This window comes from Enterobacter sp. RHBSTW-00318 (assembly GCF_014101375.1).
Classification (GTDB): Bacteria; Pseudomonadota; Gammaproteobacteria; order Enterobacterales; family Enterobacteriaceae; genus Enterobacter; species Enterobacter ludwigii.
Genome location: NZ_JABXQH010000001.1, coordinates 874,495 through 900,824 on the forward strand (window position 1 = coordinate 874,495; position 26,330 = coordinate 900,824).

The window sequence follows — 26,330 nt, forward strand, 5'->3', positions numbered from 1 at the left end:
AAAACCTCCTGATACAGACTGTTACCCGTTACATCACGGTTTTGTTTAACAACAATTGTTCGTTCGTTTATGGCAAAAAGGTAGTCGCGAACAATGAAGCAAAAAGCATTATGGATTAACCAGATAAAAGGGCTGTGTATCTGCCTGGTGGTTATCTACCATTCAGTCATCACCTTTTATCCCCATCTCAATGGGTTACAACATCCGTTATCCGGTCTTCTCGCCAAATGTTGGGTCTATTTTAATCTCTATCTTGCTCCCTTCCGCATGCCGGTGTTTTTCTTCATTTCCGGCTATCTGATTCGACGTTACATCGATGAGGTGGACTGGCGTACCAGTCTCGATAAACGGATCTGGAGCATTGTCTGGGTACTGGCGCTGTGGGGCGTTCTGCAATGGCAGGCGCTGAGCCACCTCAACGCCTGGCTTGCTCCCGAGCGTGAACTGGCCACTTCCTCCAATGCGGCCTATGCCGATTCCCTTTCCGGGTTTGTGAAGGGAATGCTCACCGCCAGCACCAGTCTCTGGTATCTGTATGCCCTGGTGGTCTATTTCACGCTGTGTAAACTGCTGAGCCGCTGGAAGCTGCCGGTACTGGGGCTGCTGGCACTGGCGAGCGTCGCGATAAACTTCCTGCCGCTGCCGTGGTGGGGAATGAACAGCGTGGTGCGCAACATGATCTACTACAGCCTCGGCGCGTGGTATGGCGCTGAGCTGATGGCGTGGATGAAAGGGTTCAATCTGCGTCGCGCCTGGCTGGCGTTAGCCGCCTTCGCTGCCGTCTCTGTGGTGCTGTGGTTTGCTAACGTCCCGCTGCTGCTCTCCCTGCTGTCGATTGTGTTGATCATGAAGCTTTTCTACAGCATCGAGCAACGTTATGCCGTCCATCCTAATAATCTGCTTAACGTGATCGGTTCTAATACCATCGCGATTTATACCACCCATCGCATCCTGATTGAGGCCTTTAGCCTGTTCCTGATTGGTGAGATGAATGCCGCATACTGGCCGGTCTGGGCGGAGCTGACGTTGATTCTGGTCTACCCGTTTGCCAGCCTGTTGCTCTGCACCCTTGCCGGGCTTGGGGTGCGTAAGGTCTCCACCGCACTGTTTGGTGATGTGTTCTTCTCCCCGCCTTCCACGCTTTCTCCGTCATCGGCCAGCCGCTGATGCGCTTTTCGCCCCCTTTTGGGGGCGAATTTCCTCCCTGTGCGGTTCCGGTTTGATTATGTAAAACGATCGAGGATAATAAAGACATTGCGTATCAGTGATATGCCCCAATACTGTTGGTATATCCCCAAGAGACTCTGACATAGCCATGCCTGAACACTATCGATATTCCTTGCCTGTCAAAGCGGGCGATCAGCGCCAGCTGGGCGAACTTACTGGCGCGGCGTGCGCCACGCTGGTGGCAGAAATCGCTGAGCGACACCCGGGTCCGGTGGTACTGGTTGCCCCGGATATGCAAAATGCCCTGCGTCTGCATGATGAAATCCGCCAGTTCACTGACAATCTGGTGTTCAGTCTGGCCGACTGGGAAACGCTGCCGTATGACAGTTTCTCGCCGCACCAGGAGATCATCTCCTCTCGTCTGTCGACCCTGTATCAGTTACCGACGATGCAGCGCGGCGTGCTGATCGTCCCCGTAAACACCCTGATGCAGCGCGTCTGTCCGCACAGCTATCTTCATGGCCATGCGCTGGTGATGAAAAAAGGCCAGCGCCTGTCCCGGGACGCTCTGCGCGCGCAGCTCGACAGCGCCGGTTATCGCCATGTCGATCAGGTGATGGAGCACGGGGAATATGCCACGCGTGGTGCACTGCTCGATCTTTACCCGATGGGCAGCGACCAGCCGTATCGTCTGGATTTCTTCGATGATGAAATCGACAGCCTGCGCGTGTTCGACGCCGACACGCAGCGCACGCTGGAAGAAGTGGACTCCATCAATTTACTGCCCGCACATGAGTTCCCGACAGACAAAACCGCAATCGAGCTGTTCCGCAGCCAGTGGCGCGACAGATTCGACGTCAAACGCGATGCCGAACATATCTATCAGCAGGTCAGCAAAGGGACGTTGCCGGCGGGTATTGAATACTGGCAGCCGCTGTTCTTTAACGAGCCTCTGCCCGCGCTGTTCAGCTATTTCCCGGCCAATACGCTGATTGTTAACACCGGTGATATCGACGCCAGCGCCAGCCGTTTTGAGAGCGAAACTCGCGCCCGCTTTGAAAACCGGGGTGTGGACCCGATGCGTCCGCTGTTGCCACCGGAAGTGCTGTGGCTGCGCACTGATGAGCTGAACGCCGAGCTGAAACGCTGGCCGCGTATGCAGCTCAAAACCGATTCGCTCGCCGACAAGGCCGCCAATACCAACCTCGCCTTCCGCACGCTACCGGATTTATCCGTTCAGGCGCAGCAGAAGTCGCCGCTGGATAATCTGCGCAAGTTCCTCGAGTCCTTTACCGGGCCGGTCGTGTTCTCCGTTGAAAGCGAAGGCCGCCGGGAAGCACTGGGGGAACTGCTGGGGCGGATCAAAATTGCGCCGAAACGTATTTTGCGCCTGAGTGAAGCCACCGGTAATGGCCGTTATCTGATGATTGGCTCCGCCGAACACGGGTTTGTGGATACCCTCAACAATCTGGCGCTGATTTGCGAAAGCGACCTGCTGGGGGAACGCGTGGCGCGCCGCCGTCAGGACAGCCGTCGCACCATTAATCCGGACACGTTGATCCGTAACCTCGCCGAACTGCACCCCGGCCAGCCGATTGTTCACCTCGAGCACGGGGTTGGCCGTTATCAGGGCATGACGACGCTGGAAGCCGGTGGCATCAAGGGCGAATACCTGATGCTGACCTACGCCAATGACGCCAAACTCTATGTGCCGGTCTCCTCCCTGCATCTCATCAGCCGCTATGCCGGCGGTGCAGAAGATCATGCGCCATTACATAAACTGGGCGGCGACGCCTGGGCGCGCGCGCGGCAGAAAGCCGCGGAAAAAGTGCGTGATGTGGCGGCAGAACTGCTGGATATCTACGCCCAACGCGCGGCCAAAGAAGGCTTTGCCTTCAGGCATGATAAACAACAGTACCAGATGTTCTGCGATAGCTTCCCGTTTGAAACCACGCCGGATCAGGCCCAGGCCATTAATGCTGTGCTGAGCGACATGTGCCAGCCGCTGGCGATGGACAGGCTGGTTTGCGGCGATGTCGGCTTCGGCAAAACCGAAGTGGCGATGCGCGCCGCCTTCCTCGCGGTAGAAAACAACAAACAGGTCGCGGTGCTGGTGCCTACCACCCTGCTCGCCCAGCAGCATTTTGACAACTTCCGCGACCGTTTCGCCAACTGGCCGGTTCGTATTGAGATGCTGTCACGTTTTCGCAGTACCAAAGAGCAGACGCAGATTCTGGAACAGGCCAGCGAGGGTAAGATCGATATTCTGATCGGCACCCACAAGCTGCTGCAGAGTGATGTGAAGTGGAAAGATCTGGGGCTGTTGATCGTCGATGAAGAACACCGCTTCGGGGTCCGTCATAAAGAGCGTATTAAAGCGATGCGTGCCGACGTCGATATCCTCACCCTGACCGCCACACCGATTCCGCGAACGCTGAATATGGCGATGAGCGGCATGCGCGACCTGTCGATTATCGCCACGCCGCCGGCACGTCGTCTGGCGGTAAAAACCTTTGTTCGTGAATACGACAACCTGGTCGTCCGCGAGGCTATTCTGCGTGAAGTACTGCGTGGGGGTCAGGTCTATTATCTCTATAACGACGTGGAAAATATCCAGAAAGCGGCGGACAGGCTGGCAGAACTGGTGCCGGAAGCGCGCATCGCTATCGGTCACGGTCAAATGCGCGAGCGCGAGCTGGAGCGGGTGATGAACGATTTCCACCACCAGCGCTTTAACGTCCTGGTGTGTACCACTATCATTGAGACCGGGATCGATATTCCGACGGCCAATACCATCATTATTGAGCGCGCGGATCACTTTGGACTGGCGCAGCTTCACCAGTTGCGTGGCCGCGTTGGCCGCTCGCACCATCAGGCCTACGCCTGGCTGCTGACCCCGCATCCGAAAGCGATGACCACCGATGCACAAAAACGTCTGGAGGCTATCGCATCGCTGGAAGATCTGGGCGCGGGCTTCGCGCTGGCGACACACGACCTTGAGATCCGCGGTGCAGGTGAACTTCTGGGCGAAGACCAGAGCGGCTCGATGGAAACCATCGGCTTCTCGCTCTATATGGAGCTGCTGGAAAATGCGGTCGATGCCCTGAAGGCCGGACGTGAGCCATCGCTGGAAGATCTGACCAGCCAGCAAACTGAGGTGGAACTGCGCATGCCTTCCCTGCTACCGGATGATTTTATTCCGGATGTGAACACACGTCTGTCGTTCTACAAACGTATCGCCAGTGCGAAAAATGAGAACGAACTGGATGAAATTAAGGTAGAGCTGATCGATCGCTTTGGCCTGTTGCCGGATGCCGCGAGAAACCTGCTGGATATTGCGAGGCTGCGCCAGCAGGCACAGAAGCTGGGCATTCGTAAGCTCGAAGGCAATGAAAAAGGTGGCGTGATTGAATTTGCCGAGAAGAATCACGTTAATCCGATGTGGCTAATCGGTCTGCTCCAGAAACAGCCGCAGCATTTCCGTCTGGATGGTCCAACGCGTCTGAAATTTACGCAGGAGCTGACGGATCGTAAAAACCGGATGGAGTGGGTTCGTCACTTTATGCGTCAGCTGGAAGAGAACGCTGTCGCATAATTCCCCTTCCCCCCGTTGGCGCAATGCTTACGGGGGGACAATTTACAAACTCTTTGCACTTCACCTGGATTTCCCGACATACCCATTCGCCATAATTATCGTTAACGCCTTATAAAACAATAACCTTATTATTTATATGGATTATGGTGATGATGACCTCTTCGCGTTTTACCCGCTGGATAACCGTGTTTGCGCTGGCAGCAACGGTCGCTGTTGCGCTTCCTGCACGCGCAAATACCTGGCCTCTTCCCCCTGCTGGCAGCAAGGTCGTGGGCGAAAACCGTTTCCATGTGGTTGAAAATAATGGGGGATCGCTCGAAGCGATTGCCAAAAAATATAACGTAGGCTTTCTGGCTCTGCTGCAGGCTAACCCTGGCGTCGACCCCTATGTGCCACGCGCTGGCAGCGTCCTGACCATCCCGTTGCAGACTATTCTCCCGGATGTCGCGCGCGAAGGGATCGTGATAAACCTTGCCGAGCTGCGTCTTTACTATTACCCACCTGGTAAAAATGAAGTCACCGTTTATCCAATCGGTATTGGCCAGCTGGGCGGCGACACGCTGACCCCAACAATGGTCACCACCGTATCGGATAAACGTGCCAACCCAACCTGGACGCCAACGGCTAATATTCGTGCTCGCTATAAAGCACAGGGAATTGATTTACCGGCTGTGGTGCCAGCGGGTCCGGAGAATCCGATGGGTCACCACGCGATCCGTCTTGCGGCCTATGGTGGCGTTTACCTTCTGCATGGAACAAATGCGGATTTCGGTATCGGGATGCGCGTCAGTTCCGGCTGTATTCGTCTGCGCGATGATGATATCAAGACGCTCTATAGCGTGATCACCCCTGGTACCCGAGTGAATATTATTAATACGCCCATTAAGGTTTCTGAGGAGCCGGGTGGCGTAAGACTGGTTGAAATTCACCAGCCGTTATCGAAAAACATTGGCGACGATCCGCAGACACTGCCAATTAATCTGAATGCCGCGATGGTGAGCTTTAAAACGAATGCCCGCACGGATGGCATCGTGATGGAGCGTGCGATGGAGGCGCGTTCCGGGATGCCCACCGATGTCACCCGGCATCAGGATGTCACCCAGCAGTCGATGTGATCCCCAATAAAAAAAGCCCTGCTGAGCAGGGCTTTTTTACAGTGGCATCGCAGTGGCATAAATGAGGGTTTAGCCAGGCTTATTTGTAGATAACAGCGGTGCCGTGCAGGGTGTTAGGACCGGTCACTGAGGTGATGCGGAAAGATTTTGCACCCATCTCGTCAGCTTTCTGCGCCAGCTGATCTTCCAGTGAGCCCAGGTTAGTCCCGGCAGAAGCAGAGATAGTCCCGACTTTATGCTGGTCAGCAGGGGTTGATTGCACTTCAACAGCAGCGAAGCTTGCGAAAGAAAGTGAACTCAGAACAGCAGCAGCGATGAGGGTTTTTACGTTTTTCATGATTTTTACCTTTGGGCAGATGATTTGGAGGTCGTTAGCTATTTAGTTAACGATCGATAGGTAAATCATAAATGTGATCCAGCTCACGCGTCAACATCTTTTTATAACGAACATTAATTAAATTTTAAATTCGTTATTTTTCATACCCATATGATTAATTTATTTTTCTCTCATCAGTGCTGGTGGTCACCCGCGATTATTTTTATAATGATTATTCAACAAACCTACAGAGGACCAACGGCAAATGACAACCGACGTGACGAGTTGCGCGAAGAAAAGCCGTGGCCGACCAAAAGTGTTCGACAGGGATGCAGCGCTTGATAAGGCCATGACTCTCTTCTGGCAACATGGGTATGAAGCGACCTCGCTTTCCGATCTGGTGGAAGCTACCGGTGCCAAAGCACCCACGCTGTATGCTGAATTCACCAATAAAGAGGGGCTGTTCAGGGCAGTGCTGGACAGATACATTTCGCGCTTTGCGGCGAAACACGAAGCCCAGCTGTTTTGTGAAGAGAAAAGCGTCGAACAGGCGCTACGGGACTATTTCACCACCGTCGCGACCTGCTTCACCAGTAAAGATACCCCTGCGGGCTGCTTTATGATTAACACCTCTGCCACCCTTGCTGCCTCCTCAAAAGAGATTGCCAACACGGTGAAATCGCGCCATGCCATGCAGGAAGAGACGCTAAGCGCGTTCCTGTCTCAGCGCCAACAACGAGGTGAAATTCCTGCGCATTGCAATCCACAGATGCTGGCGCAATACCTGAACTGTATTTTGCAGGGTATGTCGATAAGCGCTCGTGAAGGGGCTACGCTGGAAAAACTGCAAACCATTACCGCGACCACGCTGAAACTGTGGCCTGAACTGCTCAAAATCTGACGCAAAAAAAAAGCTCCTCAGCCTGAGCGCTTGAGGAGCTAAGTTCAGAGAACATCTTTTTTACACTTTGTTATTCAGTACCAGCTGGCCGTTTCCATCCAGCGGAATTTGAGTACCCGGGTCTTTATCCATACGGATCTTGCCCTGCTGATCGCCAATTTTGTACGTCACGTCGTAACCCAGCATTTTCTCCGACTTGTCATAGACGGTTTTACAGCGCTGCTGAGTCGTCGTGTACGTGTCGTTATCCTGCATAGCGCCCTGCACCTGGTTACCGGCATAGCCGCCGCCCAGCGCGCCGACCACGGTCGCCACATCTTTACCACGACCACCACCAAACTGATGGCCAATCACACCACCGGCAACCGCACCCAGTACTGAACCGGCGATACGGTTTTCATCCTGTACCGGACGGCGATGGGTCACGGAGACGTTACGGCACTCCTGACGAGGCGTTTTCACGGTTTCTTTAATCGGGGTAGCTGACACGACCTGTGCGTATTGTGGGCCGCGATCCAGTACGTTGAGACTGGCAACGGCAGCCACACCTAACGCAGCAGCGACGCCAATCCCTATACCCGCCAACATTGATTTATTCACGGGACTTCCTCCTTTGTTGCTATTGGTAACAATTTTGCAATGCAGGTCGCGCTTCGCCAATAAGACAAAGGATCAAAAAGTGGACGTGGAGGAGAGATATATCGTGTTTAGGAGAACTCTTAAGCACTCAATGTACGATGAGCAGCATGATATGCTAAAAATTCCCTCCGGAGGCCCCGGAGGGAGAGAATATTAGTGCAGCTTCAGGCGTGGTCGAATAACGCGGTTGATTCGTCCCACCAGCATCATCAGCCCGGTTTTGAAGTAACCGTGCAGGGCAATCTGGTGCATACGATAGAGCGAGATATAGACAAAGCGTGCAATACGCCCTTCCACCATCATGGAGCCGCGCATCAGGTTACCCATCAGGCTGCCGACGGTAGAGAAGTTAGAGAGCGATACCAGAGAACCATGGTCTTTATAGACATAGGCTTTCATCGGCTTACCTTTGTACTGCGCCAGAATATTGTGCAGTACCAGGCTTGCCATCTGGTGCGCTGCCTGAGCTCGCGGAGGCACAAAACCGCCCTCCGGACGCGCGCAGGAAGCACAGTCGCCGATGGCGAAAATGTCCGGATCGCGTGTGGTTTGCAGGGTCGGCTCGGTCACCAGCTGGTTAATACGGTTCGTTTCCAGCCCGCCAATCTCTTTCATAAAATCAGGCGCTTTGATGCCAGCAGCCCAGACCATCAGGTCTGCTTTGATGTACTCGCCATCTTTGGTATGCAGGCCGCCGTCGTCCGCGCTGGTCACCATGGTTTGGGTCAGAACCCGCACGCCCAGCTTGGTCAGTTCATTATGCGCCGCACCGGAAATGCGCGGAGGCAGCGCCGGCAGGATACGTTCACCCGCTTCAACCAGCGTCACGTTCAGCGCGTCATTGGTTAAGCCTTTATAGCCGTAGCTGTGCAGCTGTTTCACCGCGTTGTGCAGCTCAGCAGAAAGCTCGACGCCCGTCGCCCCCCCACCAACAATCGCGATATTAACCTTCCCGTTCGCACCCATATTGCTGGTGTACTTCAGGAACAGGTTCAGCATTTCCTGGTGGAAACGACGTGCCTGATGTGGGTTATCGAGGAAGATACAGTGCTCTTTTACACCTGGTGTGTTGAAGTCATTGGAGGTACTGCCCAGCGCCATGACCAGCGTGTCATACGGCAGTTTGCGCTCAGGGACCAGCAGTTCCCCTTTTTCATCGCGCAGCTCTGCCAGGGTAATGGTTTTGCTCTCACGATTGATATCCACCACGGAGCCCAGCTGGAACTGGAAATGGTGATTGCGCGCATGTGCCAGATAGCTCAGCGCGTCCACGCCCTCATCCAGTGAACCGGTCGCCACTTCGTGCAACAGCGGTTTCCACAGATGGCTGTGGTTACGATCCACCAGCGTAATTTTGGCTTTTTTGCCGCGACCGAGCTTCTTGCCTAACTGTGTAGCCAGCTCCAGCCCGCCAGCACCACCGCCGACAATCACTATCTTTTTCAATGGCGTAGTCAACGTGACCCCCTCAAATTATTAACCAATTGTTAATTAAAAGTTATAAAAATAACCCTTAATTAACAACAGGTTACAGCACTGAAACCATTCAGGTGCATTGAGAATACCACGTCAGGCGCATTGGTCATACCAAAATTGATATGCATCAAGTTTTGATGGCTTAAAAGTAGACAATTCTGGACAAAAAGAAAGCCCGGCGCTTTCGCGGCCGGGCCTGGCAGGTCGTACGCAGTAGCTTAGCCCAGGGTTTTGAAGGCTTTGATCCGCTGCAAATGCGGGGAGATGTTCTTGAATTTGTGGGTCTGTTCTTCATCCCAGACAATTTCATAGTAATGATGCAGCAGCTCAGCCGCCCGGTGGCTGTTAAGGGCTTCATCATTACGCGACAAGATCACCAGACAACGGTCGCGGTTTTTCTCCCGAAAATTACTGACGCACTTGGTGGCAATATCGACATACTCTTCAGGGCGGTCAATTTTACCTTCCATGTTCTCATTCGGGAAAAGATTAGGATTGAACACCACCTGGCGGATATCGCACAGGAATCCAATCCGCTCTGCCCAGTAGCCACCTAATCCCACGCCACAAATCAGCGGACGGTCATCGATGTTGAGCTGCAACATCTTGTCCACCTCTTTGAGCAGGTGCTGCATATCATGCTTTGGATGGCGTGTGCTGTAACTGATCAGCCGGACATCCGGATCGATAAACTGCAGCTGCAGGACCTTCTCATGATTACCAGGACTGTTTGAGTCAAAACCGTGTAAATAGATGATCATTGTCTTCTCACCACGCTACGCCTTCCGGGAGGATTTACAGGCTGGCTTTATGTGCCTGCCAGCGTTCATTCAGGGCTTCAAGCTGCGCGTTGACCGTCTTCCAGCGCGCCGAGTCCATCAGCTCCTGACGGCTAAATGAACCTTTATGATACAATTGTGTAACACGCTGTGCATTGATCGGCGACAGGTTATCCAGCACGCTGACGGCACCTTTACGATTATTGCAGACGAGGATCATATCGCAACCTGCGTCCAGCGACGCCTGACCGCGCTCGGCGTAGCTGCCCATAATCGCCGCCCCTTCCATCGACAAATCGTCTGAGAAAATCACGCCATTAAACCCCAGCTCCTGACGCAAAACGGTTTTCAGCCAGTGCGCGGACCCGCTTGCAGGACGCGGGTCGACGTCGCTGTAAATCACGTGCGCTGGCATGATAGCGTCCAGCTTGTTATCGGTAATCAGGGAGCGGAACACCGACATATCTTTGGCACGAATGTCAGCTTCCGGACGCGGATCGCGCGGCGTCTCTTTGTGCGAGTCGGCGGTCACCGCACCGTGTCCCGGGAAATGTTTCCCGGTGGTTTTCATTCCCGCGTCGTGCATACCGTCAATGAAACAGCTCGCTATCGCCAGCGCAATACGCGGATCTTCATGGTATGAGCGTTCGCCAATGGCGGCGCTGATATGCCCCACGTCCAGAACCGGCGCAAAACTGATGTCGATATCCATGGCAATCATCTCGCTGGCCATCAGCCAGCCGGCCTCTTGCGCCAGTTTGCCCCCCTCTTCCGTGCCCAGTAATGCCGCAAAAGATTGGGCGGCAGGCAGGCGAGTAAAGCCTTCGCGGAAACGCTGTACACGTCCGCCTTCCTGATCGACGCCCACCACCAGATGATTGCGCGATGCAGCACGGATCTGGCGCACCAGTTCTCGCAGCTGCGCCGGATCGTGATAGTTGCGGGTGAACAGGATCAAGCCTCCCACCAGCGGGTGCGCCAGTATTTCACGCTCCTCCGCATCCAGTTCAAACCCTTCTACATCCAACATGACTGGACCCACACCAACCTCTCTTATCCTTTAGTTTGTAACTGACGCCAGGCATCATCTGCCAGCGCAATAAATTGTTTGTCTCGGGATTGCTGAAAGCGCATTTCAAACCAGCCAGCCATCAGCATGACGACCCACGGTCGCCAGCGCCTCACCTGACGCCTCAGGGCATCGGCATTCATGTGCGCTATCCGGGCGTAGTCGGTGATGAGCCGCTGCCGCGCAGCATCATCTTCCGACCAGACGGCCGCCAGCTCCAGCGCCACGTCTCCGTCACCGGCATACTCCCAGTCGATAAGCCTCGCACCGAGGGACGTATGAACAATATTTCCGGCATGAACATCCATATGCAGCGGCGAGAGCCGAAGCGGCTGCGGTTCGCCCGTTTTACGCAGCCGTTTTAGCTGTGCCAGCCAGAATGGAGTTCGCCTGTCGGCTGAAGCCTGCTGCCAGTATTGTTCAAGCAACGGCAGCAGCGTCACCCGCCACCCCAGACGCGGTTGCCGGTGCAGATGACAGAGCATAGCCGCAAGCACTGCCGTTTCCGGTAGCGTGTTGCCGATCTCCCCTGCCAGATACTCCACGGCCATCCAGCCCTGGCGGTAAAAACAGGGCTTTGGCACCAGATCCGCAGGAAGGCGTTTCAGTGCCCGAAACTGACGGCGGAAATGGGATGCAGACGCTGAGGGATCGTGATTCTGCCGCAATACCAGACGTTGCTCGCCCTGCTCTATAATGCAACTCGCGCCGCCAAGCCCGGAAGGGGCCTGCGGCGCGATAAGGCGATACTGTGGAAAATAACGCGTCAGGATCTCTTCACGCGTACTGTCAGAGTTGCGTAACGGCACCTTTACCTGACCAGATAATCTCGCCTGTCTGAACCAGCATCAGCTGCATCTGCAGGGCTGGCGTGTTCACGTTACCGGTGGCACTGGAGTAAAGCACATACTGCGCACCGACGTTACGGGCAATCCCAATCGCCTTGCTGCGTGAACCGAGGCTGTCCTGCGGTGACAGGCCCAACTGCTGCTTGGCTACCGCGAGCTGCTGTGCCGAGACCAGCGTAAACTTACCGTTATTGGCCAGGGCATTGCGCAGGGTTTCTGTCGCTTCGCCCGCGTTCAGCGAACCGTTGGTACGGTTATTCACGCTATCAACCAGCAATACGCTGCCCGCGGTCACACCCTGAGCCTGCAACATTTTGCCGACCATCGGTTGCATCGCACCGTTCCAGTCATAATGACGTACGCGCGGCGCAGGCTGCGATGTCTGATCCGGATGTTCAATTGGACCAGGCTGCGACGGAATAGACGGCACAGTCGGTACGGTTGGCGGCGGCTGCGTGGGCTGTGTCGGCTGCTCGGTACCCGGTTTGGCCTCTTCCACAGGCGCAGGCTCTTCAGTTCGGGTCACACACCCTGCGAGGAACAGAGCGAAAGCAGTCACGAGCGCATAACGGCTCAAATTTTTAATCAAGGTTCACCCCTTACAGATAAAGATAAAGTCTCACCTTATGTGCACCCAGATAGTTGGCGCTGCCATAGAGCGTTACCGACGATCTTGCCGGAATAGTGACGCTGCGCGGCGCTTCCAGCGGATGCATTTCAAGACCTCGTACGTCATACCAGAAAAAACGGTAGTGCACCGTCACTGGTTCTTGTCTTTCATTAAAGAGCGTAGAGGAAGCAGAAGAGTTGATTTCACTGATCGACAACGAAGGTTGTTGCGCCGTGATGCCCGCAGCAAGTACGGAGGATTCCATCACCAGCGTCTGTTCATCGCTGACGGGGATCGCCGGACGCGTGCTGCACCCTACGATCAACATCGTCATTACCAGCGCTGCAATACGCCCTTTAAGCATGTCAAAGACCTTTATGTGCCAGCATCGGCCCCAGAGGACGTCCACCCAGCAGATGCATGTGAATATGATAAACTTCCTGACCACCGTGGCGATTACAGTTCATGATGAGACGGTAACCGTCATCAGCAATCCCTTCCTGCTCAGCAATTTTTGCGGCCACTGTCAGCATACGACCTAACGCTACTTCATGCTCGGTTTTTACGTCGTTTACGGTCGGAATCAGAATATTAGGAATAATAAGGATATGTGTCGGAGCCTGAGGAGAAATGTCCCTGAAAGCCGTCACCAGCTCATCCTGATAAACGATATCCGAAGGGATTTCGCGGCGGATAATTTTACTAAAAATCGTTTCTTCAGCCATGACCTTTTCCTTTTTTGTTTAATCTGGCGTAGTGCGCCGCCATTAACACATTCTCAGTATTACTGTGTGACACAACACAAGAGTATGAGCGAGATTCTCCTGTCCTTTCAACCTTCTCCACCGATTTCTTTCCTGAATGTCCTCCAGCTGCCTGGAGAGTGAGCGCTGACGCGTCGCGATCGCCTGAAACATTATTTCAGTTCCTTTTGACACATCTGTTTACACCGTTAATCTCAATGCGTATATTTCGCATTTGCATTTTCATGCGCATTTTAAACATAGAAAACGACATCAGCCCGTACATGCGGGACTGATGCAGACCACCTTCACCATTCATTAAGGGTTTGATGATGTCTTTCATTACTCATACCAGGGATGGGCAACGCCAGCCTGTCGCAACACCTTCGTTGCTGACAGCCTGTATTGCTATGGCATTGATGCCAACTGTCAGTTTTGCCGCCTCCACGACCGAAGATACGGTAGTTGTGGAGGGTGGCTTTGATAACGCACAGGATCCCGCCAGCGGACAGGATCAGGACTACAGCGTAAAAACCACCACCACCGGGACCAAACTGTTACTTGTTCCCCGCGATATCCCCCAGTCCGTCAGCGTGATTAGCCAGCAGCGCATGGCAGATCAGAACCTGCAGTCAGTCGGCCAGGTGTTAACCAACACCACCGGCGTAACGGCCCAGGTGCAGGACAGCGACCGCACCGTATTTTACTCGCGCGGATTCTTCGTCAGTAACTATGCGTTCGATGACCTGCCGACCTCCATCAGCGAAGTATGGAACTTCGGCGACACCGCCGCCGACACCGCCATTTATGACCGTATAGAGGTGGTTCGCGGCGCTACCGGGCTGATGTCCGGCACCGGTAACCCATCCGCCTACGTCAATATGGTACGCAAGCACGCAGACAGTAACGTATTCAAAGGGAACGTCTCCGCCAGCTACGGCAGCTGGGACAAGCAGCGCTATGTGCTGGATTTACAGGCCCCGCTGGTAGATTCCGGCAATGTGCGCGGTCGTCTGATCACCGGTTACCAGGACAACGACAGCGCTGTGGATAACTACCACTACCGTAAAAAATTCCTCTATGGCGTGGTGGATGCCGACGTCACCGATAGCACGACCCTCTCCGTAGGCTATGAATACCAGGAAAGTCACACCGCCGATCCTACCTGGGGCGGACTGCCAACCTGGTATAGCGACGGAAGCAAAACCCATTACGACCGCAGCCAGACCGTTGCGCCTGACTGGGCTTACTCGGATAAAGACAACACCCGTATCTTTGCCAACCTGACCCAACGTTTTGACAACGGCTGGGAAGCGCACATCAACGGCATGCATGCGGAAACCCATTTCGACAGCAAACTGATGTATATGTCAGGCTATCCGGATAAAGAGACCGGGGCGGGCATGGTCGGCTACGGCGGCTGGAACCGTGGTGAACGTAAGCAGGATGCCATCGACGCCTTCCTGCGTGGCGATTTCAGCCTTTTTGGTCGTCAGCATGAGATGATGTTTGGCGGGAGCTTCAGCCGCCAGCGTAACCATTACGATAACAGCATGCCGGATGCGTTATACGGTATGGTGGATGTGGGTAATTTTAAAAACTGGAATGGCACTATCGCCGACCCGCAGTGGACACCGTGGAAGCTCTATAGCCAGGACGACATTCGCCAGTCTTCGGCGTATACCTCGGCCCGATTCTCGCTGGCCGACCCGCTGCACCTGATCCTTGGCGCGCGTTACACCAACTATAACATTCGCTACAACCCTGCAGGTTCCCCGGATACCCGTCTGGAAAGTTCCAAAGATGACGTAACGCCTTATGCAGGACTGGTTTATGACATCAATGAAGACTGGTCGACCTATGTCAGCTACACCTCTATTTTCCAGCCACAGGACAAGCGTGACGCGAGCGGTCGTTACCTCGACCCTACGACCGGTAAGAGCTACGAAGCGGGGGTGAAAGCGGACTGGTTCAACACCCGCCTGACCACCTCACTGGCCGTTTTCCGTATTGAACAGGATAACGTGGCAAGCAATACCTACACCTATATGCCGAGCGGCGAATCTATTTATGAATCACTGGATGGCGTGGTCAGCAAAGGGATTGAATTTGAGCTAAACGGTGCACTGACCGACAACTGGCAGTTAACCTTCGGGGCGACACGGTTTATTGCAGAAGATAAGCGCGGGAATGCCATCAGTTCCGATCAGCCACGTACGACCATGAAGCTGTTTACTCGTTATCAATTGCCTATGCTGCCGGAACTGGCGGTGGGCGGCGGGGTGAACTGGCAGAATAAAGTGTGGACGGATATAGAGGGTGGCCCGGCAGGCCAGTCCCGTGCAGAACAGGGCAGCTATGCGCTGGTGAATCTCTTCAGCCGTTATCAGGTCACCAGGGATCTGGCCTTGCAGGCCAACGTTAACAACCTGTTTGATAAAAAATACTACGACTACATCGGGTCATACGTTGTCTATGGCGCGCCGCTGAACGTCTCCGTCAGCGCGAATTACTCTTTTTAAGTTTCTCCCCATAAAAAAGGCAGCCATTCGGCTGCCTTAGTCTCCCCAGGTCACAGCTTAGCTGTTGCGGATGTACTCATCCATTTCGGTTTTCAGGTTATCGGATTTAGTCCCGAAGATTGCCTGAACGCCCGAACCAGCAACAACAACCCCTGCTGCACCCAGTTTTTTCAGACCCGGCTGGTCCACTTTCGCGACGTCGGCAACGCTAACACGCAGACGAGTGATGCACGCGTCCAGGTTAGTGATGTTCTCTTTCCCGCCGAATGCGGCAACCAGAGCCGGAGCCATTTCGCTTGTCGCGGTGGATTTGCTGTCTTCTGACGCATCTTCACGACCTGGTGTTTTCAGGTCCAGTGCTTTGATCAGCACGCGGAAGATGGTGTAGTAAACAACGGCATAGCACGCACCAACGATTGGGAACAGCCACAGTTTGCTGCTGTTACCGGACAGAACGATGAAGTCGATCAGGCCGTGAGAGAAGGACGTACCGTCACGCATACCCAGCAGGATACAGATTGGGAACGCCAGACCCGCCAGAACCGCGTGAATGATGTACAGGATCGGCGCAACGAACATGAAGGAGAACTCGATCGGCTCGGTGATACCGGTCAGGAACGAGGTCAACGCTGCGGAGATCATGATACCGCCCACTTTTGCACGGTTCTCTGGTTTAGCAGAGTGCCAGATAGCAATTGCCGCTGCCGGCAGACCGTACATTTTGAACAGGAAGCCACCAGACAGTTTACCTGCAGTTGGGTCACCCGCCATGTAACGTGGGATATCACCGTGGAATACCTGACCTGCTGCGTTGGTGAATTCACCAATCTGCATCTGGAATGGAACGTTCCAGATGTGGTGCAGACCAAATGGTACCAGGCAACGCTCGATGAAGCCGTAGATACCAAACGCCACAACCGGGTTCTGATAAGCAGCCCACTGAGAGAAGGTCTGGATAGCGGAACCGATTGGTGGCCAGATGAAGGACAGGATCACGCCAGTGAAAATCGCTGCCAGACCAGAAATAATCGGAACAAAACGCTTGCCCGCGAAGAAGCCCAGATACTCAGGCAGCTTGATGCGATAGAAGCGGTTGAACATGTACGCTGCAATCGCACCGGAGATGATACCGCCCAGAACACCGGTGTCTGCCAGGTGTTTCGCAGCGATCTCTTCTGCCGGTAAATGCAGAACCAGTGGCGCAACCACTGCCATGGTTTTCACCATGATGCCATAGGCAACAACTGCAGCCAGCGCAGAAACGCCGTCGTTATTGGTGAAGCCCAGCGCCACACCGATAGCGAAGATCAGAGGCATGTTAGCAAAGACGGAACCGCCTGCTTCGGCCATCACGTGGGAAACTACGGCTGGCAGCCAGCTGAAGTTAGCAGAACCGACACCCAGCAGGATACCTGCGATAGGCAGTACGGATACTGGCAGCATCAGCGATTTACCGACCTTTTGCAGGTTAGCAAATGCATTCTTAAACATAATTGAGAGTGCTCCTGAGTATTTGTGCTTTTTTTACGCTTTCACGCATTGGCCCGGGGGGAGTACCGTGCCGTGGACAGGACATCTAAGCGCCCTTTATTTATTACACAGAGTAAAATAATTCCCTCTGAGTTTGTTTGACGGCTATCACGTTTCAGCTTAAGACGGTCGAAAAACTTTCAGTTATTTACAAAAAGCGTTTCTGGATGTGTCTAAATACACCTTCACCGCCCAAAATGAGGCGGTGAACTTTACTCGTTTTATGTATTAATTACGAGCCTAAAAAAAACAGGCGTATCAAACAGATTGCAGGCGGGCGGGGTCGATATGGAACAGCGTAGAGAAGTTGTCCGTCGTGACGCGGGCCAGCTCTTCAATGCTGACGCCTTTAAGCACGGCCATGTACTCGGCTACGTCTCTCGTCATGGCTGGCTGATTTTCTTTACCGCGATGCGGCACCGGTGCCAGATACGGAGAGTCTGTTTCCACGAGGATGCGATCGAGCGGAACATAGCGTGCAGCCTCGCGGAGTTGCTCAGCGTTACGGAACGTCACGATCCCCGAAAACGAGATATAAAACCCTAAATCAAGCAGTTTACCCGCTGTTTCTCTGTCTTCTGTGAAACAGTGTAGTACGCCACCGCAATCCGTCACCTTTTCTTCCTTCAGGATCGCCAGCGTATCGGCGCGCGCATCACGGGTATGGACAATCACCGGCTTGTTAAGCTCGCGACCAATGCGAATATGATGGCGGAAGGACGCTTGCTGGCGCGGTTTCGTTTCCGGCGTGTAGTAGTAATCCAGCCCGGTTTCCCCCATCGCCACGACGCCCTCTTCTGCGGCCAGCCGGCGCAGTTCCTCAACGTCGTACTCTTCATCCTGATTGAGCGGATGCACGCCACAGGAGAAAACAACGTTCTCGCGCTCGCCCACCAGCTCACGCATGCCGCGATACCCCGGTAACGTTGTCGCCACGGCAAGGCAAAACTTCACATCACGAGCAGCGGCTTTGGCCAGCACGTCGTCCACGTTTTTATGCAGGGATTGATAATCCAGGCCATCAAGATGGCAGTGTGAGTCGACTAAAAACATAATGTCTCTCTCAGAGATGGGAAACAGGCGGTGTCACGCCTGGTTGCAGGTAATGTTCGATACGCAGCAACTGGTCGGTCAGTAAAAGCTCGCGATTAAGACCGGTCACTGTTAAAAGCTGTTCACGACTCTGACAGATATCGTGAAGGATAGCGTGTAATGATGCGCCTGACAGGCTGTTCGCCAGCGTGTTAACCAGCGGCCAGACGTCCGGGTTGGTCAGTAGCGTTGCCCCTTGCTGGAGTTTGAGCGCATCCAGAAGTAAGGAAGCCAGCCAGTGCAGACGTTCCGCGGCCTGCTCGCCGTTAAGCACAGGCAATAAACTTAGCCAGTCGCGGCTGGTGATGGAAGACTCAACGGCCCGGCAGAGCGCGTCTCGCTGTGACCAGACCTCTGGCTGCAGTAATGCCAGCGCCGCCGCGGGCGCACCGCTGCTCAGGCGCAACGCAGAGAGCGCCCCTTCCTGTGACGTTGTCACTTCTCGTTCAAGCCAGCTCAGCGCCCATGATTCCTGAGGCACCGCGAGGTGATGAAGACGACAACGGCTGCGCAGCGTTGCCAGCAAACGCCCCGGGTCACGACAGGAGAGAAGGAACCACGTTTTCTCCGGCGGTTCTTCCAGCGTTTTAAGCAGCGCATTCGCCGCCGCCTCGGTAAGCTGTGCTGCGTCTTTGAGCCAGACGACTTTTGCGCCGCTGAGCCGCGCATGTTCGTACAATTTTTCACTGACTTCACGCACGGCATCAATACCGAGCGCGCTTTTGCCCTTCTCAGGCTCAAGCGTGTAATAGTCAGGGTGCGTGCCCGCCTGCATTAACTGGCAGCCACGGCATTTACCACAGCTTTTGTGCCCTTCCGGCTGCTGACACATCAGGAAGCGGGTGATGGCGTAAATCAATGCATCATCCCCCATTCCCGGCAGTGCCTGAATCAGTAACGCATGATGCCCCCGACCAGCCTGATAGCTTTCGATCAGCTTTTCAAAATGCGGGCGCAACCATGGGTACCATTTCATGCCTGTTGCTCCTGTAGCCACTGCGTAACCGTGTTCTGAATAGCGCGGGTGACCTCTTCCAGGGATTGCGTCGCATCAATGGTGCGAATACTGCCATCCTGATCCGCCAGTTCCAGATAGCGCGCGCGGGTACGGTTAAAGAAATCAAGGGACTCCTGCTCAATGCGGTCCAGCTCACCGCGAGCACGGGCGCGCTTGAGACCCACTTCCGGCGTCACATCCAGATAGAGCGTCAGGTCAGGGCGAAAATCACCCAGCACCGCATCGCGCAGCGTGGCCAGCATCGTCTGGTCAATACCACGCCCACCGCCCTGATAAGCCTGGGTCGACAGGTCATGACGATCGCCAATTACCCACTTGCCATTAGCCAGGGCCGGTTTAATGACCGTCTCCACCAGCTGCACGCGCGCCGCGTAGAACATCAATACTTCGGCTTTATCAGTGATGACCTCGTCACCAACGGATTTGATATCCAGCACCAGGCTCCGCAGCTTTTCAGCCAGTTGCGTACCGCCGGGCTCGCGGGTAAATACCATGTCCGCAACGCCAAGCGATTTGAGCGTATCCACCACCACGTTGCGGGCCGTGGTTTTACCCGCCCCTTCGAGTCCCTCAATGACAATGTATTTACTGCGCATTTTTTTCCTTAAGTGCCTTCAGATAGTCCTGAACGGAGCGATTATGGCTGGCAAGGTTGGTGTTAAAGGTATGCCCCCCTTTTCCATCAGCCACAAAATAGAGATACGGTGTTTTAGCAGGATGCGCAGCCGCACGCAGGGAAGCCTCGCTCGGCGTGGCAATCGGGCCCGGCGGCAGACCGCTAATCACGTAGGTATTATACGCCGTTGGCGTCTCCAGATCTTTTCTTGAAATCTTACCGGTATAACTCTCGCCCATTCCGTAGATGACGGTGGGGTCCGTTTGCAGACGCATGCCGATACGCAGACGGTTAATGAAGACCGATGCCACCTGATCGCGTTCGGCGGCGACGGCCGTCTCTTTCTCAATAATTGAGGCCATCGTGACAAACTGGTTTTGATCTTTGTATGGCAGACCGTCCATGCGCCCTTCCCAGGCGGAATCGACGGCTGCCACCATCTTTTTATGCGCCCGTTTGAGGATAGCCACATCGGTCGTGCCTGCGGTGTACATCCAGGTGTCTGGCCAGAACCAGCCTTCCACCCACTCAGGATGTTCAAATTTCAGTACCTCGGCCACCGTCTGATAGCGGTCATCTTTCAGGGTATGCTTAATGTACGGAGCATCGCGCAGCTGTTCGAGATAATCGCTCAGGCGCATCCCCTCAACAAAACGCAGCGGGAACTGCGCTTCTTTACCGCTTTCCAGCAGCTGCAGCATCTCTTTGACGGTCATCCCCGGCGTAAAGCGATAGGTACCGGCTTTGAAATGAGACAGTTCAGGCTCGATACGTAACAGCCACTGAAACACGCGCGGACGGTTAATGATCTTGTCGCCATAAAGCTGTTCGCCAAGCGCCAGGCGGCCCGTCCCCGCTTTCAGGGTAAAAATCGTCTCGTCTTTAATCAGGATCTTACTGTTCGCCAGCTGACGAACTTTCCACACTCCCGCTCCGCCGGCAAGACCCAGCGCAACGATAAGGAGGAGGACAAAGCGCAACATTTTCTTCATGACTATCGGGTTTGCTCACATATCGGGGCTAAAAACTGAAACAGCTCGCGCGAGGACAAGCTGTATTGACCATACGCGCGGACGGGTACAACCGGCATCAGCGCATTACAGATGATAATTTCATCAGCCTGGTGCAGCGCCTCTTCTCTCGCGTTCACTTCGACAACGCGAAAGCCAGAGTGTGCCAGCTGCTGCAAACAAAACTGACGCATAATCCCGTTGACGCCGGCCTGCTCGAGCGACGGCGTATAAACATCGCTCCCCTGCCGCCAGAGTAAATTAGCCGCACAGCATTCCGTAATAAACCCTTCGCTGTCAAGAACCAGCGCCTCATCAGCGTCCGTCTGTTCAAGATGAGTGCGAATCAGTACCTGTTCAAGGCGGTTGAGGTGTTTTATACCGGCAAGCATGGGGTTTCGCCCCAGACGTACCGGGCTGAGCGTCAGCGTAACGCCCTCTTCACGCCAGCGCAGATAATGAGCAGGACAGGCAGATACCGAAAGGATCCGCGTTGGGTGCTGGCAAGCTGTACCGCTGTATCCCCGGCCACCGCTGCCGCGGCTGATAATCACCTTCAGAACACCGCTTTGCTTCCCGGCAGCCAGCTGGCACATCTCCTGACGCAATGTGTCCCAGTGCGTGAAGGGGATCATCAAGGCTTCACAACCCTGCTGAAGACGACGAAGGTGCGCCTCGAGCAGGCAGACATTGCCGTCGAGAATGCGCGCTGTCGTAAAGCAGCCATCACCAAACTGAGTTGCCCTGTCACCAGCAGGCAGCGTGTTTTGCTCAAGGCCATTGATTAAAAACATGGTGGCTCCTTATGCGTGGGCATTTAGTCTGGCAGGATGCCATGCAGCCGACAAGAAGATTAGGCTTAATAAAAAAGGCCCGACAAGCGGACCTTTTTTAATCGCCATGATGCAGTCAGGCTCAGATCTTTTTGAAGATCAGTGAACCGTTAGTACCACCAAAGCCGAAGGAGTTACACAGGGTGTACTCCATACCACTTACCTGACGCGCTTCGTGAGGAACGAAGTCCAGGTCACAACCTTCATCCGGATTATCCAGGTTGATGGTTGGCGGAACAGCCTGATCGCGCAGCGCAAGGATAGAGTAGATAGACTCTACTGCACCCGCCGCCCCCAACAGGTGACCGGTCATGGATTTCGTGGAGCTCACCAGCACGCGGCTGGCGTATTCGCCGAAGATAGACTTAACAGCCTGAGCTTCTGCTTTATCGCCTGCAGGCGTAGAAGTACCGTGCGCGTTAACGTAACCGATGTGCTCCGGGGTAAGACCCGCGTCGCGAATCGCGTTGGCCATTGCCTGCGCGGCGCCCGCACCATTTTCTGGTGGTGACGTCATGTGGTATGCATCGCTGCTCATCCCGAAGCCGACAACTTCAGCATAAATCTTCGCGCCACGTTTTTTAGCATGTTCGTACTCTTCAAGTACGATCATACCCGCACCGTCACCCAGCACGAAACCATCACGGTCTTTGTCCCACGGACGGCTTGCCGCCTGCGGGTTATCGTTGCGGGTAGACAGCGCACGCGCTGCACCAAAGCCACCCACTCCCAGCGGAGTACTGGCTTTTTCCGCACCGCCCGCAACCATAGCATCTGCATCGCCGTACGCAATCATGCGCGCGGCCTGGCCGATGTTATGCACGCCAGAGGTACATGCGGTAGCGATAGAAATGCTTGGCCCACGCAGGCCGAACATGATGGTCAGATGACCTGCCACCATATTAACAATCGTGGACGGAACGAAGAACGGGCTGATTTTACGCGGGCCGCCATTCATCAGAGATGTATGGTTTTCCTCGATCAGACCCAGACCGCCAATCCCGGAACCGATAGCGGCACCGATACGGGTTGCGTTCTCTTCCGTAATTTCAAGGCCAGAATCCTGCATGGCCTGAACGCCAGCGACAATTCCATATTGAATGAAGGCATCCATCTTGCGCTGTTCTTTGCGCGAGATGATCTCTTCACAGTTAAAATCCTTTACTAAGCCAGCAAATTTCGTTGCATAGGCGCTAGTATCGAAATGGTCGATTAGGCTGATGCCGCTCTGACCGGCAAGGAGAGCTTTCCAGGTGGACTCTACGGTATTGCCGACAGGAGACAACATGCCAAGTCCGGTCACAACTACACGACGCTTAGACACGTTTGTCCTCCAGGGAGGGATAAAAAAGGGATTCGTGGGACAAAAAAGATAAAACTCAGGCGGTCGAATGACCGCCTGGAGATGTTCACTTACGCCTGGTGACCGTTGATGTAATCAATGGCAGCCTGAACGGTGGTGATCTTCTCAGCTTCTTCGTCCGGAATCTCAGTATCAAACTCTTCTTCCAGAGCCATTACCAGCTCAACGGTGTCAAGAGAATCTGCGCCCAGGTCTTCAACGAAGGAAGCGGAGTTCACAACTTCTTCCTGCTTAACGCCCAGCTGTTCGCCGATAATTTTCTTAACGCGTTCTTCGATAGTGCTCATACTCTTAAATTTCCTATCAAAACTCGCTTTCGCGATGGTTTTCGTAGTGTATAAAATGTTGAAAAATTTGCAACTAAATCCCGGCAGTTCTTACCACGATTTTACGTTATTTTGAGGCCATTCGCCCTAATAACGCAAATATTTTTCATCGTGATTAAACCATGTACATCCCGCCGTTGACGTGGAGGGTCTCACCAGTGATGTAACCCGCTTCGTCAGAGGCTAAAAATGCAACCGCGCTGGCAATTTCTTTAGGGTCGCCTAAGCGGCCCGCTGGAACAGCTGCCAGCGTACCCGCACGCTGCTCATCAGTTAGCGCACGCGTCATGTCCGTTTCAATAAAGCCCGGAGCAACAACGTTTACAGTAATACCGCGGGACGCAACTTCACGTGCCAGCGACTTACTGAAACCGATCAGACCTGCTTTCGCCGCAGCGTAGTTAGCCTGACCAGCATTTCCCATGGTACCAACCACAGAACCGACAGTGATAATACGACCATGACGCTTTTTCATCATAGCGCGCATTACCGCTTTTGACAGACGGAATACAGATGACAGGTTGGTTTCGATGATATCGTTCCACTCGTCGTCTTTCATTCGCATTAACAGGTTATCACGAGTGATCCCGGCATTATTTACCAGAATATCCACTTCGCCAAATTCTGCGCGAATATTTTCCAGAACAGATTCGATAGATGCAGGTTCGGTCACATTCAGAACCAGACCTTTACCGTTCGCACCCAGATACTCGCTGATGGCCTTAGCGCCTTTCTCGCTGGTTGCTGTACCAATCACTTTCGCGCCGCGCGCAACCAGTGTTTCAGCAATTGCACGCCCGATACCGCGGCTTGCGCCAGTGACCAGGGCAATTTTTCCTTCAAAACTCATGGTATTCCTCTTTTATTGCGAGAGTGCCGCTGACATCGCGTCCGGCTCGTTAATTGCCGAAGCAGTCAGGGTGTCAACAATACGTTTTGTCAGACCGGTGAGGACTTTACCTGGGCCGACTTCATACAGATGCTCAACGCCCTGAGAGGCCATAAACTCAACGGTTTTGGTCCACTGTACCGGGCTGTAGAGCTGGCGAACCAGCGCATCACGGATAGCGTCCGGCGAGGTTTCGCATTTCACATCGACGTTGTTCACAACGGAAATTGTCGGTGTGTTAAAAGTAATTTTTTCAAGCTCAACGGCCAGTTTATCGGCAGCAGGTTTCATCAGTGCGCAGTGGGACGGTACGCTGACGGGCAGCGGCAGAGCGCGCTTCGCCCCTGCAGCTTTACAGGCTGCACCAGCACGTTCAACCGCGTCTTTATGACCGGCGATAACCACCTGGCCTGGCGAGTTGAAGTTAACGGGAGACACCACCTGACCTTCAGCGGATTCTTCACACGCTTTTGCAATCGCAGCATCATCGAGGCCGATGATAGCAGACATGCCACCGGTGCCTTCAGGTACTGCTTCCTGCATGAACTTACCGCGCAGTTCAACCAGACGCACCGCGTCAGCAAACGCGATAACACCGGCACACACCAGCGCAGAGTATTCACCCAGGCTATGGCCCGCGAGCAGCGCTGGCGCTTTACCGCCCTGCTGCTGCCAGACACGCCACAGCGCAACGGACGCCGTCAACAGCGCTGGCTGAGTCTGCCAGGTTTTGTTCAGCTCTTCGGCTGGTCCCTGTTGGGTCAGCGCCCACAAATCATAACCCAGCGCAGCGGAAGCTTCACGGAAAGTCTCTTCAATAACCGGATACTTTGCTGCCATTTCAGACAACATCCCAACGGCCTGAGAACCCTGGCCCGGGAACACAAAAGCAAATTGCGTCATTATTTAATCCTTATACTAGAAACGAACCAGCGCGGAACCCCAGGTGAACCCGCCACCAAAGGCTTCAAGCAAGACCAACTGGCCCCGTTTGATTCGTCCGTCACGTACCGCTTCATCAAATGCGCACGGTACTGACGCCGCAGAGGTATTGCCGTGACGATCCAGCGTCACCACAACGTTATCCATCGACATGCCCAGCTTTTTAGCGGTCGCGCTGATGATGCGCAGGTTCGCCTGATGCGGCACCAGCCAGTCGAGTGCGGAGCGGTCAAGGTTATTCGCTTCCAGCGTTTCATCGACAATGTGCGCAAGCTCAGTCACCGCCACCTTGAACACCTCATTACCTGCCATCGTCAGGTAAATAGCGTTATCCGGATTAACGCGATCGGCGTTAGGCAGGGTCAGTAATTCGCCATAGCTGCCATCGGCATGCAGATGCGTAGAGATGATGCCCGGCTCTTCGGACTGACCGAGCAGTACCGCGCCCGCACCATCACCAAAAATAATGATCGTCCCGCGATCGGTTGGATCGCAGGTACGTGCCAGCACGTCAGCACCGATGACCAGCGCATATTTCACGGCACCGGATTTAACATACTGATCGGCAACGCTCAGCGCATAGGTGAACCCTGCACACGCTGCAGCAACGTCAAATGCCGGGCAGCCTTTAATGCCGAGCATGTTTTGCACCTGGCACGCTGCGCTTGGGAAGGCATGCGTGGCAGAGGTCGTGGCAACCACGATCAAGCCAATCTGATCTTTATCAATGCCCGCCATTTCGATAGCACGCTGCGCGGCTTCGTAACCCATGGTCGAAACGGTTTCGTCTGGCGCGGCAATACGACGTTCACGGATACCTGTGCGCGTGACAATCCACTCGTCAGACGTATCTACCATTTTTTCAAGATCGGCGTTGGTACGCACGTGTTTTGGCAGGTAGCTGCCGGTACCTAAAATCTTCGTATACATG

25 protein-coding genes are annotated in these 26,330 nt (G+C 54.3%); 5 read left to right on the forward strand and 20 right to left on the reverse strand.

Features of this window, described 5'->3' with window-relative positions:
• Positions 1–93: 93 nt before the first annotated feature.
• From HV157_RS04305 to HV157_RS04315, 3 genes are all read left to right on the forward strand, one after another.
• Complete coding sequence (locus tag HV157_RS04305) at positions 94–1,167, forward strand: acyltransferase family protein (protein WP_047955369.1); 1,074 nt, start codon at positions 94–96, stop codon at positions 1,165–1,167.
• Between the two features lie 148 nt (positions 1,168–1,315).
• Positions 1,316–4,762, forward strand: a complete 3,447-nt coding sequence (gene mfd / locus HV157_RS04310; RefSeq protein ID WP_025204447.1) for a transcription-repair coupling factor — start codon at positions 1,316–1,318, stop codon at positions 4,760–4,762.
• A 149-nt stretch (positions 4,763–4,911) separates the two neighbouring features.
• The gene (locus HV157_RS04315; RefSeq protein ID WP_032681246.1) at positions 4,912–5,877 is read left to right on the forward strand and encodes a L,D-transpeptidase family protein; all 966 of its coding nucleotides are present in this window, start codon (positions 4,912–4,914) and stop codon (positions 5,875–5,877) included.
• 79 nt (positions 5,878–5,956) lie between these two features.
• Here the strand turns inward: HV157_RS04315 and bhsA are convergent, their stop codons facing one another.
• On the reverse strand, positions 5,957–6,214 hold the full coding sequence (gene bhsA / locus HV157_RS04320; RefSeq protein WP_013097102.1) for a multiple stress resistance protein BhsA: 258 nt from the start codon (positions 6,212–6,214) through the stop codon (positions 5,957–5,959).
• Positions 6,215–6,458: 244 nt separating this feature from the next.
• Between bhsA and comR the strand changes: the two genes are divergently transcribed.
• On the forward strand, positions 6,459–7,094 hold the full coding sequence (gene comR, locus HV157_RS04325; RefSeq protein WP_014169591.1) for a TetR family copper-responsive transcriptional repressor ComR: 636 nt from the start codon (positions 6,459–6,461) through the stop codon (positions 7,092–7,094).
• A 60-nt stretch (positions 7,095–7,154) separates the two neighbouring features.
• Here comR and HV157_RS04330 read toward each other — a convergent pair whose 3' ends face one another.
• The 8 genes from HV157_RS04330 to hinT all read right to left on the reverse strand — a co-directional run bounded on the left by HV157_RS04330 (position 7,155) and on the right by hinT (position 13,240).
• Positions 7,155–7,694, reverse strand: a complete 540-nt coding sequence (locus HV157_RS04330) for a glycine zipper 2TM domain-containing protein (RefSeq protein WP_008500779.1) — start codon at positions 7,692–7,694, stop codon at positions 7,155–7,157.
• Between the two features lie 192 nt (positions 7,695–7,886).
• Positions 7,887–9,191: an NAD(P)/FAD-dependent oxidoreductase gene (locus HV157_RS04335; RefSeq protein WP_025204449.1), complete on the reverse strand. Its 1,305-nt coding sequence runs from the start codon at positions 9,189–9,191 to the stop codon at positions 7,887–7,889.
• A 236-nt stretch (positions 9,192–9,427) separates the two neighbouring features.
• Positions 9,428–9,970: an alpha/beta hydrolase YcfP gene (gene ycfP, locus HV157_RS04340; RefSeq protein WP_013097106.1), complete on the reverse strand. Its 543-nt coding sequence runs from the start codon at positions 9,968–9,970 to the stop codon at positions 9,428–9,430.
• A gap of 34 nt (positions 9,971–10,004) precedes the next feature.
• Positions 10,005–11,030, reverse strand: coding sequence for a beta-N-acetylhexosaminidase (nagZ, locus tag HV157_RS04345; RefSeq protein ID WP_182268459.1), 1,026 nt, complete (start codon positions 11,028–11,030; stop codon positions 10,005–10,007).
• Positions 11,031–11,041: 11 nt separating this feature from the next.
• Positions 11,042–11,866, reverse strand: coding sequence for a thiamine kinase (gene thiK / locus HV157_RS04350; RefSeq protein ID WP_182268458.1), 825 nt, complete (start codon positions 11,864–11,866; stop codon positions 11,042–11,044).
• Positions 11,847–12,494 (reverse strand): penicillin-binding protein activator LpoB, encoded by a 648-nt coding sequence (lpoB, locus tag HV157_RS04355; RefSeq protein ID WP_014169586.1) that lies wholly within the window; start codon positions 12,492–12,494, stop codon positions 11,847–11,849. The genes thiK and lpoB overlap by 20 nt, the downstream gene beginning before the upstream one ends.
• Before the next feature lie 10 nt (positions 12,495–12,504).
• Positions 12,505–12,879: a YcfL family protein gene (locus tag HV157_RS04360; protein ID WP_182268457.1), complete on the reverse strand. Its 375-nt coding sequence runs from the start codon at positions 12,877–12,879 to the stop codon at positions 12,505–12,507.
• A gap of 1 nt (position 12,880) precedes the next feature.
• On the reverse strand, positions 12,881–13,240 hold the full coding sequence (gene hinT / locus HV157_RS04365; RefSeq protein ID WP_014169584.1) for a purine nucleoside phosphoramidase: 360 nt from the start codon (positions 13,238–13,240) through the stop codon (positions 12,881–12,883).
• Positions 13,241–13,590: 350 nt separating this feature from the next.
• Here hinT and fhuE point away from each other — a divergent pair, with 350 nt between their 5' ends.
• Positions 13,591–15,780, forward strand: coding sequence for a ferric-rhodotorulic acid/ferric-coprogen receptor FhuE (gene fhuE / locus HV157_RS04370; protein WP_182268456.1), 2,190 nt, complete (start codon positions 13,591–13,593; stop codon positions 15,778–15,780).
• A gap of 57 nt (positions 15,781–15,837) precedes the next feature.
• Here fhuE and ptsG read toward each other — a convergent pair whose 3' ends face one another.
• The 11 genes from ptsG to HV157_RS04425 form a co-directional block, all read right to left on the reverse strand.
• Positions 15,838–17,271 (reverse strand): PTS glucose transporter subunit IIBC, encoded by a 1,434-nt coding sequence (gene ptsG / locus HV157_RS04375; RefSeq protein ID WP_182378397.1) that lies wholly within the window; start codon positions 17,269–17,271, stop codon positions 15,838–15,840.
• Positions 17,272–17,568: 297 nt separating this feature from the next.
• Positions 17,569–18,363 (reverse strand): metal-dependent hydrolase, encoded by a 795-nt coding sequence (locus HV157_RS04380; RefSeq protein ID WP_032677884.1) that lies wholly within the window; start codon positions 18,361–18,363, stop codon positions 17,569–17,571.
• Between the two features lie 10 nt (positions 18,364–18,373).
• Positions 18,374–19,378 (reverse strand): DNA polymerase III subunit delta', encoded by a 1,005-nt coding sequence (gene holB, locus HV157_RS04385; RefSeq protein WP_047744340.1) that lies wholly within the window; start codon positions 19,376–19,378, stop codon positions 18,374–18,376.
• The gene (gene tmk / locus HV157_RS04390; RefSeq protein ID WP_182378399.1) at positions 19,375–20,016 is read right to left on the reverse strand and encodes a dTMP kinase; all 642 of its coding nucleotides are present in this window, start codon (positions 20,014–20,016) and stop codon (positions 19,375–19,377) included. Before tmk ends, holB begins: the two co-directional genes overlap by 4 nt.
• Positions 20,006–21,028 (reverse strand): cell division protein YceG, encoded by a 1,023-nt coding sequence (gene yceG, locus HV157_RS04395; RefSeq protein WP_020884666.1) that lies wholly within the window; start codon positions 21,026–21,028, stop codon positions 20,006–20,008. The genes tmk and yceG overlap by 11 nt, the downstream gene beginning before the upstream one ends.
• Before the next feature lie 2 nt (positions 21,029–21,030).
• Positions 21,031–21,840, reverse strand: coding sequence for an aminodeoxychorismate lyase (gene pabC, locus HV157_RS04400; protein ID WP_059305438.1), 810 nt, complete (start codon positions 21,838–21,840; stop codon positions 21,031–21,033).
• Between the two features lie 121 nt (positions 21,841–21,961).
• The gene (fabF, locus tag HV157_RS04405) at positions 21,962–23,203 is read right to left on the reverse strand and encodes a beta-ketoacyl-ACP synthase II (RefSeq protein WP_014169576.1); all 1,242 of its coding nucleotides are present in this window, start codon (positions 23,201–23,203) and stop codon (positions 21,962–21,964) included.
• Between the two features lie 89 nt (positions 23,204–23,292).
• A complete protein-coding gene (acpP, locus tag HV157_RS04410) occupies positions 23,293–23,529 on the reverse strand; it encodes an acyl carrier protein (RefSeq protein ID WP_003857954.1) in 237 nt (78 codons plus the stop codon).
• A gap of 154 nt (positions 23,530–23,683) precedes the next feature.
• Positions 23,684–24,418: a 3-oxoacyl-ACP reductase FabG gene (gene fabG, locus HV157_RS04415; protein ID WP_153852263.1), complete on the reverse strand. Its 735-nt coding sequence runs from the start codon at positions 24,416–24,418 to the stop codon at positions 23,684–23,686.
• 12 nt (positions 24,419–24,430) lie between these two features.
• Positions 24,431–25,360: an ACP S-malonyltransferase gene (gene fabD, locus HV157_RS04420; RefSeq protein WP_014169574.1), complete on the reverse strand. Its 930-nt coding sequence runs from the start codon at positions 25,358–25,360 to the stop codon at positions 24,431–24,433.
• 15 nt (positions 25,361–25,375) lie between these two features.
• Positions 25,376–26,329, reverse strand: coding sequence for a beta-ketoacyl-ACP synthase III (locus HV157_RS04425; protein WP_014169572.1), 954 nt, complete (start codon positions 26,327–26,329; stop codon positions 25,376–25,378).
• Between the last annotated feature and the right edge of the window lies 1 nt (position 26,330).